The sequence below is a fragment of the Paenibacillus sp. J2R1T-4 genome, from assembly GCF_059692235.1.
On sequence record NZ_JCAUBA010000036.1, the window covers coordinates 1 to 11,741 of the forward strand.

General features: G+C 46.6%; 11 protein-coding genes. 1 reads left to right on the top strand and 10 read right to left on the bottom strand.

Annotation, left to right across the window (positions count from 1 at the left end):
* A partial coding sequence (locus AC58QD_RS31940; protein WP_497339101.1) for a ribulose-phosphate 3-epimerase occupies positions 1-517 on the top strand: 517 nt, incomplete at its 5' end.
* Positions 518-808: 291 nt separating this feature from the next.
* Here the strand turns inward: AC58QD_RS31940 and AC58QD_RS31945 are convergent.
* The 10 genes from AC58QD_RS31945 to AC58QD_RS31990 form a co-directional block, all read right to left on the bottom strand.
* Positions 809-1,390 (bottom strand): LOG family protein, encoded by a 582-nt coding sequence (locus tag AC58QD_RS31945; protein ID WP_497339102.1) that lies wholly within the window; start codon positions 1,388-1,390, stop codon positions 809-811.
* A gap of 19 nt (positions 1,391-1,409) precedes the next feature.
* The gene (locus AC58QD_RS31950) at positions 1,410-1,730 is read right to left on the bottom strand and encodes a MazG nucleotide pyrophosphohydrolase domain-containing protein (RefSeq protein WP_497339103.1); all 321 of its coding nucleotides are present in this window, start codon (positions 1,728-1,730) and stop codon (positions 1,410-1,412) included.
* 496 nt (positions 1,731-2,226) lie between these two features.
* Entirely contained in the window at positions 2,227-2,451 is a 225-nt protein-coding gene (locus tag AC58QD_RS31955) for a hypothetical protein (protein WP_497339104.1), read from the bottom strand.
* A 420-nt stretch (positions 2,452-2,871) separates the two neighbouring features.
* On the bottom strand, positions 2,872-3,438 hold the full coding sequence (locus AC58QD_RS31960) for a histidine phosphatase family protein (RefSeq protein WP_497339105.1): 567 nt from the start codon (positions 3,436-3,438) through the stop codon (positions 2,872-2,874).
* A gap of 664 nt (positions 3,439-4,102) precedes the next feature.
* Complete coding sequence (locus AC58QD_RS31965; RefSeq protein WP_497339106.1) at positions 4,103-4,513, bottom strand: amidohydrolase family protein; 411 nt, start codon at positions 4,511-4,513, stop codon at positions 4,103-4,105.
* Between the two features lie 6 nt (positions 4,514-4,519).
* The gene (locus AC58QD_RS31970) at positions 4,520-5,803 is read right to left on the bottom strand and encodes a neutral/alkaline non-lysosomal ceramidase N-terminal domain-containing protein (protein ID WP_497339107.1); all 1,284 of its coding nucleotides are present in this window, start codon (positions 5,801-5,803) and stop codon (positions 4,520-4,522) included.
* Positions 5,804-6,146: 343 nt separating this feature from the next.
* On the bottom strand, positions 6,147-8,006 hold the full coding sequence (locus AC58QD_RS31975; RefSeq protein WP_497339108.1) for a twin-arginine translocation signal domain-containing protein: 1,860 nt from the start codon (positions 8,004-8,006) through the stop codon (positions 6,147-6,149).
* 72 nt (positions 8,007-8,078) lie between these two features.
* Positions 8,079-8,948, bottom strand: coding sequence for a carbohydrate ABC transporter permease (locus tag AC58QD_RS31980; RefSeq protein ID WP_497339109.1), 870 nt, complete (start codon positions 8,946-8,948; stop codon positions 8,079-8,081).
* A 23-nt stretch (positions 8,949-8,971) separates the two neighbouring features.
* Complete coding sequence (locus AC58QD_RS31985; RefSeq protein WP_497339110.1) at positions 8,972-9,877, bottom strand: ABC transporter permease; 906 nt, start codon at positions 9,875-9,877, stop codon at positions 8,972-8,974.
* A gap of 168 nt (positions 9,878-10,045) precedes the next feature.
* Positions 10,046-11,647, bottom strand: a complete 1,602-nt coding sequence (locus tag AC58QD_RS31990) for a type 2 periplasmic-binding domain-containing protein (protein WP_497339111.1) — start codon at positions 11,645-11,647, stop codon at positions 10,046-10,048.
* Positions 11,648-11,741: the final 94 nt, after the last annotated feature.

Genomic DNA, 11,741 nt, shown 5'->3' on the forward strand with positions numbered 1-11,741 from the left:
AAACACTAAAACACCTTTAGATGTTCATCTTCTGAGTGACAACCCTTTTGACCATATGGACAATTTCTTGAACCTCGGGATAAACTCACTGACAATACATATTGAGGCTACCTCAGATATATTTAAATGTATCAAAAAGATTAAGGCTAACGGAGTTCGGACAGGAGTGGCTTTAAACCCTGGAACACCATTATCTCTTTTGGATGAGCTGCTTGGCGACATCGATCAAATATTAATTATGACTATTTGCCCAGGTTTCGCATCTCAACCTATGATTCACTCTTGCTTAGAAAAGGCAGCGCGATTGGTTCAAAATCTACGCGACCGCAAGCTGAATAATATAGAAGTCATGATCGATGGTGGGGTAAAAGAACATAACATCCTTGAAGTGAATAAATGCGGAATACATGCTGCTGTGGTTGGATCTGGTGTATTTAACACAGAAAACCCCGGGCTAACGTTGGAGAGGATAAAAAAATCCTTAAATGCCCCTTTAGTTAAGCCAAAAAGAATTTGACCTTATCCTCAAGCTGCCGACGGATTCCCGAGGCAGCATTTAACGAAAATGACCATATGCTACCACAATAATCAGAGAATAGGATTCATTAATGTCAACGAGGCTACCGCATGACGGCAGTCTCGTTTTTGTTGAACTAACGTTCTCCGTTAGTTTAGCGGTGGCCATCCGATAAACTGCTCCATGCTAATTTCAGCTACCGCTAGTGCAATGAAAAAGCAGCCGTAGTTAGGCTGCCTCTGCTCAAATGGGTTATTACAATACATTTTCAGGTAAGTGAAGTTCAAAAAATTAAGTGCGCTGTTCGGTGAGATACGTTTTGACAGAAGGAGCCTTATAAATCGAGAACTGCTTCAGAATCCCTTCTGGAGTGTTGTCTGTAATGACCATAGCACGATACTTCGACTGCATGAAATGTTCGCGTTCCATAGTATCAAACATGGATACAAGTGGATCAAAATATTGATTGATATTCAGCAATCCACATGGCTTTTGATGCAATCCTAACTGACCCCATGTAAAGATCTCAAAATACTCTTCTAATGTTCCAGGTCCACCAGGAAGAGCAATAAATCCATCTGCCAATTCGGCCATCTTTGCTTTACGCTCATGCATCGATTCCACCATTATAAGCTCTGTTAAGCCCGTATGCGCTATCTCACGGTTTTGGAGAAATTGAGGGAGCACTCCAATTACAGAACCTCCATGTTCCAGCACAGCATCAGCAACAATTCCCATTAGTCCGACATTAGCTCCACCGTAAATTAGAGTGATTTGGTGTTTGGCAAGCTCTTGGCCTAATTTAAGTGCGATTTCTTTATAAATTGAAGAGGCTCCTTCACTAGAGCCACAAAATACAGCGATTGATTTCATAACCTATCTCCCGTTTACTTTAATTTTCAGAATAACGTGCCTGAAGCTTTTGTTTATGCGATATCAGGATATCTTCAAGCGATATATCATATTTATTTGCAATCACAATAAGATTTCCTAAAACATCTCCAAGTTCTTCCGTTAATTCAGATTTATTCTCTTGAAATGTGCCTGCAACCTCATCTGGACGATCTCTACCAATCTCTAATGCACGAATTGCACGAGCTACTTCCCCGGTTTCTTCAGCAAGAAATCCAATACGGACAAATATATCCAAGTCTGACCAGTTACGATTCTTGTAATATTTCTTAACCCATTGTTGAAATTCAATAATATCCACGATACCCTCCAACATAACAAGATTGCTCGATCTCAAATACTCGAAAATAATAATACCATATTGAAATATAACAATCTATTTTGCCAATTTCATCGGTTGCTTTCTGTGGATTAATCATTGGAACTAACCTGCCCGTTAGTTGAGCGGTTAAGTTTATCATTGTCGGCAATCGGAATTTCTCAAGGTATTCGCCCCGAAAATCGAACTCACTATAAAGTAGGTGGATTTGTGTCGCAAGACTACAATGTAGGAACATTTGTGCATTTTCTGATGACACAAATCCTCCCACATAAAAATAAAAAAGCCTGATTCCTCAGGCATTTACATTAAAAGTTATGTAGGCACTTTTGTGTCATTGGACACAGGTGTCGGTTGATGATCAGCCACGTCCTGATTTCTTATTGAACTAAAGTTCTGCATAAGCTTAATTTTTTACAAGAATATGCTTATAATGTATAATTCCGCCTAATAAATGGCAGCCTCGTTTCTGGTTGAGCTATAGTTCCTCTTTAGCGGAATCACTCGGAGGTTTGCCACCGTTGTCGGCCTTCAACTGTTGCTGCCGGAGCTTGTCCAGCTGCTGGTATCGCGCACGGATCTTCGGTATTGCTTCCTCGAGTAACTTTTCATGCCTCTCAGCCGACAGACGATCGAGTTCCTCTTTCTGCTCAGGGCTGACCTTGTACACTTTCGCCGTTATGATCTCGCCTGTTACATACACCGTTTTGGCTTACTCCAAAGAGTTTTTCTCCTTGTCCATGTTCGACACTTTTCCTTCCTCCCTTTGTTTTGAATAACATTGTTTCCCTCTTATCCTATTATTACGTCTGTCTGGCCTCCACGCAATTTAAAAAACTATGTCAACTTTCTTACAGAACGGGCTACTAAGTTACGATAGCCTCCTGTTTTAGCGTTAAACTACTGTTAGTTCATTGCTCTTATACCTTCATTTATTGGAACTTTTCACCCCATAAGATGCGACATATTGCCAGACATGAAAAAAACTTAAGCACAAAATACCAGTTATCATTTTGAAAATCCAGAGTATCTCCCATAGGAGAAGGGTCTTCTCTTTGAGTGCGATGAGAACGTGAATAACTGAAGATGAGGTTGGGGTATAAATAATATGAGCTAACTGAATTCAGGATTCCAGATGCGAATAATCATTCATCGAGTGAACTTGGTATTTCCCATTTTGAAAAGATAGTTGAGTAATTCCGCATTCGGTAATTGGACCGATTAATGCCCTGTTCTTATATGGTATTTCTAACAGGTTAGATAGAAGCCATTGTATAAGAGCACTATGAGTCACAATTGCCACATTGTTATCTTCGCTTAATAACACATCGAGAAAGTACCTAATTCTTATTCTTCTAATTTCGACTGGTATAAGCTCTCGAGGTTTATTTATATCCCTATTGGCCTGTACTATCTCAAGTTCTAATTGTTTCGAATCAACTTCCCGAAGGTCCTCTCTCTCATATATCTCGCACTTTAAATACCTTGAAATAATTTGTGTGGTCTCAACGGCTCTCTTTAAATCACTTGAAAATAATTTTGTAATGGAATATTTTTGAAATCGATTTCCCAATGCCTCTGCCTGCCAGCGCCCCTTTTCACTTAATACAGGATCATTGCACTTTTTTTCCTCATTGAAGACAGTAGTGGATCCATCAACTTGTCCATGGCGGATTAAATAAATAATCATGCAGTAGTCCTCTTTTCTATGAAACCGATATTCGAGCTTAGTATCATTTTAAACACTTGATTCATAGCGTTTAAGTAGTTATTAAGCAGATAAGTCTTAATTGATTCCACATCAAACTATAGATTTCCTTAGAATATATGAAGGTTTTGCAGGAATCGATTAAAAACAAAAATTGCTCTGATTCTATCACGTGACTGTAATTTACCTTTTTAAATTTGTCAGAGAATAATATTGAACTAATTTTCACAGGGGAATTATCTTTTGTAAAATATACATCATTAATATCCAATCCATTCAAAATGATATTTTGCAAATAACGAATTGTTTGCAGATGGTGTATTTTCAATTGGTCAATGATGTATAATTTGTCTTCCTTTTCTAATGATATATACCATCTTAAGGCCTTAGCGAATTCCCTGGCGAAGTTTCCCCAGGGAGCTCCGGTGGTGTATTGAAACTGCTCTAGTAAAGGATATTGTTCTCTCTCCACATACCGTTCTCTATTGCAGCGAGTTGCTCGCAACAATCGAGCAACTCCAGCCCGACTAAGGTATCCGCTAATACAGCCACGCTTCCTGAAGCAGTCCCATCGCCGGCCGCCCCTCCACATCCTAGAAACAAAGGGAGCACACCAACCTGGCCGCGCACCCTTATGTCTTATCAACTATTGCTGCTTCTTGCACCATTCCAGCAGCCGCTCCGCGTTGCCGTAGGCGACTTGCTCCACATCCTTCTGCGTGGCGTCCGTATACTTCAGCTTGGACAGCATCGCCTCCGGAATGAAGAAAGGCGCGTGCGAGCCGAACAAAATCCGGTCGAGCGAGTACAACTGCTTCAGCTGCACAATAACGTCGTCGTGCTCAAGGCCCGCCAGCTCCACGATACGTTGTCGACGGAATTCAACACCTGCGTAAGCTCTGCGATGATCGGGTTGCTCAGCACGAACAGCTGCTCCGGGAAATACGAGAGCACCTTGATGACGCGGACGATGTCCGGATCTTCCACGTGCAAAAGCGGGTACATCCCGCGACTGTCCTCGATCCGCTTCTTCAGAGCGTTGTGACTTTATCAGCACAGATTTTTATGACGACATAACACGAAATGCCGCCGTAAACGCCTGTGCCATCCGCGTGTCGATACCGGGGCGGAACGGGCCTTTCAATCCGTATTCAACGACAGATCCTTCTGCCTCATAGCCGCCCTCAGCTATTATTTGGTCGTCGGGTATATAGGCGGTCGCATCCGCATACCCCCAGAACAGAAGCGTGACACCCGGGAACAGCCGCTCCAGCTTACTCTTCACTTCATAACACGGCTCTCCGCCCATATAGGCGATATAGAGATTGGCACTTAACCGGATAAGCCCGGCTGGCAAGATGACATAGTCAGGCATGTGATCATAGTCGTTTAGTACTCGATTCGCCATGCCGACCAGACCCGGCCGGGAGGCTGGATTATTAACGACTGTAGCAAAATGGTGTTTTGGATATGGATCTATTTCTAAGTGTACCTTGAACTGACAGGCGGCCACGTCCGGTTGCACCTGAACCATCGCCTTCGGATTGGAAAAGAGCAGCTTGATCGCTTGAACGATCGAAATCGCCATTTCATTCATTTCGTCATATGTGCAGGTGATGAACGTACCTTTGTATGCTGTCGCCTTAGGTCGGCTGTTTCCACCTGCCCCCTGAAAGAACATGCCCATCGCACCGAAATACTCGGCTTCAAGTAGGTGACATATCCGACCAGGATAATCCCCCGAGAGGTACAACGTATCTCGGACCGTGACGGGATGGCAGGCGTAATTGAACAAAACGACTTTTGTCCGTCCGTTTAAATCCAAGACCCTTAGCACATGCAAGCGATCATCTTTTGCCCCTTCCGGGTTTGGCAAGTTCTGCATTTCTCCGTCTACCAAGAGCCTGCGATTGATATTCCAGTCCCCGTCCCCTACTCCAACCTGCAGCGTCCCTTCAAATTTATTGACCATCGCCCTGGACACGCAACTCTTAATTCTTTCTAGCAGGAATCGCTCATATCCAGGCGAATGCTGACTTGCATCGTCATAGCCCACCATTGCGGGACCGCCATGGGTATGGCTGTAGGTCAGGAAAAAATGGTCTGCCGAGATACTGAAGGCGGTTTCGCCCCACTCCTGTAGCTCCTCGGTCAGGGCGAAATCGTGGAATAACAGATCGAGTGATACGAATATCAGCTTCGTTTCACCGTCTTGCACAAGTAAGGTCCGCACGTACAGATCGTCATGAATGCCTTGAAACGGTTTATTGAAAAAGGAACCGTATCCCCCCATGTAAGTGATCAAATCCGGGGTGATTAAATCTTTTGCAACTCCAAAACGCATCATTCTCCCCTGCCTTCATCTTCACGAATGGTTGCGGCATAGTTTGTTCCTCCGTTTGTAGTAATATTTTTTTAACTGCACCATGTTGGAGGATAGGAAGAAAGTAGCCAAACATATGCCATCTTTGCGGAAACATGTCACTATAGTGCTAATTCAGCTTACCGGGATCAATAATGAACCGATCAGGGAAACGATAAACATCAAAACCGTGTGCTTGTAGGTGAAAGTGCGGATACGCATTTTTTCATCTCCTCCAATGCTTTGGCCAATGTCGGTCTGGACAAACGGAGCACCCCGCTCGGTTGTAGGGCGCTCCTTTCCTTCCAGCTCAAATGAACCTCCTTCGTCAACCCCCAGTAAACGTTCGCATCTCTTTCCACGTTCCGGGCGTACCGGGCGCTCCGGCAGCAACGCATACCCAGCCGGTGACGACATACTTGTTTGGACTCGTTCCCATCTCGGCCGGGGCGTCGTTGTAGACGATTTTCCCCTGCTTCCACGTCAAGCCTGCAGGAGCGGCCGTCGGCGCCGTTGTCGCCATATTTTCCATACCCGTTTTTTCGTCATACCCACTCCATACAGCCGAGGAATAGCGATCGAGCGTATAGATGGAGAAGCTTCGAATTTGCAGCGATTGTGTGCCGAGCCAGAACAATATCCGGATCTTCTTCACAACGTCGTCCACTTTGAAATAGAGGTCGTTGTTGCTGTCATTCCCCGTGTAATAGGAGCCTCCGAAGTAAGTCCCTCTCCAAGAGATCGTGTTGCCTCTCGCTCCTTTTAGATATACAGAACTCGCACCGTTCAAAATATTGCCGGAGTCGTCGTAACAAACGATGTAAACTCGACCGCCATATCCCACGTTCGTGTCTAATTTGAGTAGAAATCGTTTGCTAAGCTTCGTATCGACAAAGACGCCTAAAGCTCCCTGCGAGGAAGAGGGGCCGGTTTCGATAAAGTCGGCTCCCAACGTGGCCTGGTAATTGGAGTAAACAGTGCTGTCGGTGTTTTTACCAAAGCTTATGCCGGGAATGTGGATCTTCGTAGCGCCATCATAATAACAAGCCTTCTTATGAAGAGGACCGGAATTAAAAATGCAGGTCGGCACTTCTTGCAGTTGTCTTCTCCGGTCTCTATAGAAGTTCGCCGAGTAGGTCCCCAGTTCTTCAATCATGAAATCGTTAGCGGTGTATCCCGTTTCGAAAACGTTATCGACCGAAGCGTTACTCACCCGAGCAATTGTCGTGCTGTTGCTTTCGTTGCGAAAATCGATAACTTTGTTTTGCAAACCATGCTCCACCAAAATAGGCACTGCTTCATGCACAGGGGCTGACGTCCTCGCCTTTAATTCGAAGGAGGGCTTGTAGAAGTTATTATTGTTGTTATTCGTATAACCGAGGTCCTTGCTTGTAATTCTTACTCCGTAACGTGGGATGCCATGATTTACGAATGATTCGACTGTAAGCTGTCCGCCTAAGAAAAGGTTTTCATTGCACCAGCCAATTACTGGAGCTGGGTTTAGCTCATTCGTGCAATCGACGCTAATTTTGTTATTTCGGATGTATCCGAGGTGCACCTCGTTGTATACGAACCCTTCTCCCGATCCTAGACACTGAACACCAATCGTAAATCCTATAGCTTGGACAACCTCCACCCGGCACGTGTTCAGATTGATGAGCTTGAGCCCGATGGAATTTTCATCTAACCAAGTCGATACCGTCGCACGAATGACATTCAACTTCAACGTCAGATTGAAGTTGTAGTTGCCATCCCCGGTTTCCCCGACGGTCAAAAAAGCCTCATTTGCCGTTCCTGTATAAATGAGCGGTGCTTCCATAATGACGGATATCCCCTTGGGAACAACAATGGGGCCGCCCACGGCATAACCGACTGCGGGCGGAAATTGCAGGATGGGTACCTTGCCGCTCGCTTTGGCCGAGGTGGCTGCCGCTATCGCCGCATCGATGGCTGCCTTGTCATTCGTGGCACCATCACCTTTGGCACCGCCCGCATAAGCCGTATCCGTCACATCGAAAAAGGAGTTTGCCAGTACAGCCGACGCCTTATCGGGGATGCTCAGTAGTCCGCTCGCCGCCATCGCTACACCGGCTAACCCTACTGTTTTCAGCAGCTTTCTTCTGCTCATACTCGACATATGCTCATTCTCTTGCCCAAGTTGAATCTGATTTACGTTCGTTTTGTCCATTTTCATAATCCTCCTCACTTCCAATCGAATTTAACTAGATGAAGCACTATGGTTGTAAAACATGATGTTCCTTTACTCTTTCAGGGACCCTAGCATCGAGCCTTTGACGAAATACTTTTGCAGGAACGGATATACGAGCAGAATCGGAATCGTCGCGAACAAAATGATGCCGGCCTTCAGCATTTCCGGCGTCGCCGTAGTAGCCATTTCCGTCGGACTCACCACCGTGTTCAGATCGTTCTGAAACACCAAGCTGCGCAGCAGCACCTGAAGCGGATAAAGCGATTTGGAATGGATGTATATGAGCGCATAAAAAAAGGAGTTCCATTGCCCAACCGCGTGAAACAGCGCAATGGTGGCAATGACCGGGGTCGACAGCGGAACCGCAATGCGGGCGTAAATGCTGAATTCCCCGCACCCGTCGATTTTCGCGGCATCGAACATTTCGTTGGAAATGCCCTGAAAGAACGTCTTCATAATGATTACGTTAAATGCCGACAGCGCCCCTGGAATCATAAGCGCCCACAGCGTATTTTCCAAGTACAGGGAGCGTACGACAAGATAATTCGGGATAAGCGGCGCGGAAAATACAAAGGTCACGATGACCCCTTTCAAAATCCACTTTCGCCAAGGCATTCCCGAGCGGGATAAGGCAAATGCAATCGACGAAGTAAACAGCAACGCGATGATGGTCCCGACCACCGTGATGTAAACGGTTACGCCCATGGCCCTCCAAAGCGATTCGGTCGAAAAAATCGTTTGATACACGGTAAGGCTGAATTGTTTCGGCCAAAAATAAACGAGCTTAGACTCGACATATTCGACCGAGCTGAGCGAGACGGCAACCAGATGAATGAGCGGAGCGAGCATCGAGAGGCTGAGTGCCACGAGCAGTAAATCGTTAATTAAATGAAACAGGCGATCCTTGCGGTAGATCGGCATGACGGTATCCTCCTATAGAAGCGCTAGTAGATGCTTTCCCCTGTCGTTTTTCTGCTGATGTAATTGAGACAGACAATCAGCGTAAGCCCGATGACCGACTTGAACATCCCGATCGCCGTTGTTAGGCTGAATTGAGCGCCGAGCAGTCCGATCCGGTATACGTACGAATCAATTACCTCGCCAACATCGCGGACAAGCGGGTTGATGAAGATGAGCACCTGCTCCACGTTCGAATCCAGAACGTTGCCGACGCGCAGGAGGAACAGGACGACAATCGCAGGCAGTACCGCAGGCAGCGTGATGTACCACATCTGCCGCCACCGGCCGGCGCCATCGACCATCGCGGCTTCGTACAAGTTCGGGTTTATTCCGGCAAGAGCCGCCAAATAAATAATCATGCCCCAACCGACCTCCTTCCAGATCCCGACCGATACGAGAATTCCGCGAAAATATTCCGGAACCGTCAAATAGTCGACCGTTTGAAGTCCGAGGTTTTTGACAATCGTGTTAAGAAACCCTTCCATCGACAACAGATTGACAAAAATGCCGCCAACGATGACCCATGACAAAAAGTGAGGCAAGTACAGCAACGTCTGCACCGATTGTTTCAGCCACATCCGTCTCATCTCGTTGAGCAGCAGCGCCAATACGAGCGGGGCCGGAAACCCGAATACGAGCGAATACAGGCTCAGCATCAAGGTGTTCGTCAAAATACGGTAAAATTCGGCGTACGTAAACATCGTCCGGAAATTGTCCAAACCGACCCACGGGCTGTCCCAAATGCCTTTGAACAAGTTGTATTTTTGGAACGCAATGATGTTGCCGCCCATGGGGATATATTTGAAAATGATAAAATGTATAATGCCTGGCAATGCAATCAACAGTAATACCAGCGCATCTGTACGGTAGACGCCTTTGCCGCTCAACATTTGGCAGCCCCCCTTTCCTCGAATGATTTCACCCTCACTATTAAGGCGGTGCCGACGGCGTTCAATTATCAGTTACGTCCCCGCCACCAAAACCTTATGATTACGAAATTGTCCCCTGCTGATCCACCAAATCCGGCCGACCTATAAGACCGACCGGTTTGCTCGCATTTACTTGATTTTGTTGAACTTCTTGTACCAGTCGGTAGCCTCTTTGATCGCGTCGTCGCCTCCACGGCGCTTCCAATCCTTCACGAAGTCGTCGAAGCCTTTGTCCAGGTCGAGTTTGCCAGTGATCACCTTCGAGAACATATCGAGGAACAGCGTACCGGCTACCGTGCCACCGGCCCCGAACAATTCCGGCTTTGCAATCAGCGTCTGCAACACCGGCATATGCATCGCTTCGTCTTTGATCAGCGAAGCGTTCGCCGCTTCGAGTCCTTTTTTAATGATCTCTCCATCCGGATCAGCGTCCAACACTAGCGGGTTTAAGCGGCCGTCCTTGCGTGGATTGATCGTCGAGGTAAAAAAGTTGTACGCGCTGTTATCTTTATTGGCTGGGCTCTTCAAGTCGAATTTCACTTTGCCGTTTTCTACCGCGTAGTTGTGTCCTTCAATCCCGTAAGCGAAAAATTTATCGGCCTTCTCCGACCAGGCCCAGTCCAAATATTGAATGGCGATTTCCGGATGCTTGTTTGAGGCCGGAATGACCCATACCGCGTTGATCCCATCGAATTCCAGTCCTATTCCATTTCCTTTCGGTCCTATAGGGCCGGGCAGCATGGAGATTTTGACGTTTTTCTCCGCGGTAAACATGGACGGGTTCCAGTCGGACGTGTAGGCCGGCGCGTCATGGGTCCAAGTGGCCGCTTTGCCTTGCTTGATGCCTGCTCGCCAATCCGCACTTTTATTCGTAAACAGGTTCGGATTGATATACCCTTTGTCATACAGCATCTTCCAAAATTGAATCGCATCTTTCATCTCCGGCTGGATCATATCCGGAACCAGCTGTCCGTTGCGGTATTTCCACGCTTTCGGATGGACGCCGAACTGGGCGAAAAACAGGTGGCTGAAGTCCAAATTTTCGCGAACATAAAATCCGTATTCGTCGTTCGGGTCGCCGTTGCCGTTCATGTCCTCTACCTTCACCGCTTCGTAAAACTTCAGGAGGTCGTCCACCGTTTTCGGCTGCGGCATGTTCAATTTGTCGAGCCAATCCTGGCGGACATAAAGGATCCGGGAAGTCGGCGCGGCGACAAAATAAGGGATCCCGAAGATCTTGCCGTCTTTCGATAATTTATCGTTGTCCCAAACCGCCTTCGGGATATTCTTCTTGATATTCGGACCGTACTTGTCGAGCAGCGCCGTCAGATCCTGGAACACGCCCTCTTCCACCGCACCCCGATGCATGCTCGAATTGATGCTGTCCGTATAGACCATATCCAATAAATCTTTGGATGCAAAACGTACCGTCATTTGTTGAATAAAGTCGTTCCCGGCACCGAGAAATTCATAATGCAGATTGAATCCCGACAGCCTGGACAGCTCCTTCCTGTAAATATCATTGTCGCCCTTGTATTGCATGGCATAGGGCGCGGACTGGTGCGACATCAGGATACTCAGCTCCTTCGGCGCAGCAGGCGTGTTCTTCGAGATATCCTCTCCTTTCACCCCTTTACTGTTACTGCTTTCACCGCTACTGCAGGCCGACAACACTAATATCGCCAGTAGGGCAGAAGCCATCGTGCATGAGACGATCTTTCCCTTTTTCATACTTATTCTCCCTTCGCAACAAGTCAGCTCCGTCCATATGGACGGCAGCGCTTTCACAATTTACTATAAAACTCGCAGAGTTTTCGTTCAATTA

Excerpts from the sequence above, each read along its gene's own strand:
- AC58QD_RS31945 (WP_497339102.1), bottom strand. The coding sequence starts at position 1,390 with ATGAAATCAATCGCTGTATTTTGTGGCTCTAGTGAAGGAGCCTCTTCA.
- AC58QD_RS31960 (WP_497339105.1), bottom strand. The coding sequence starts at position 3,438 with ATGATTATTTATTTAATCCGCCATGGACAAGTTGATGGATCCACTACT.
- AC58QD_RS31970 (WP_497339107.1), bottom strand. The coding sequence starts at position 5,803 with ATGATGCGTTTTGGAGTTGCAAAAGATTTAATCACCCCGGATTTGATC.
- AC58QD_RS31975 (WP_497339108.1), bottom strand. The coding sequence starts at position 8,006 with ATGGACAAAACGAACGTAAATCAGATTCAACTTGGGCAAGAGAATGAG.
- AC58QD_RS31980 (WP_497339109.1), bottom strand. The coding sequence starts at position 8,948 with ATGCCGATCTACCGCAAGGATCGCCTGTTTCATTTAATTAACGATTTA.
- AC58QD_RS31985 (WP_497339110.1), bottom strand. The coding sequence starts at position 9,877 with ATGTTGAGCGGCAAAGGCGTCTACCGTACAGATGCGCTGGTATTACTG.
- AC58QD_RS31990 (WP_497339111.1), bottom strand. The coding sequence starts at position 11,647 with ATGAAAAAGGGAAAGATCGTCTCATGCACGATGGCTTCTGCCCTACTG.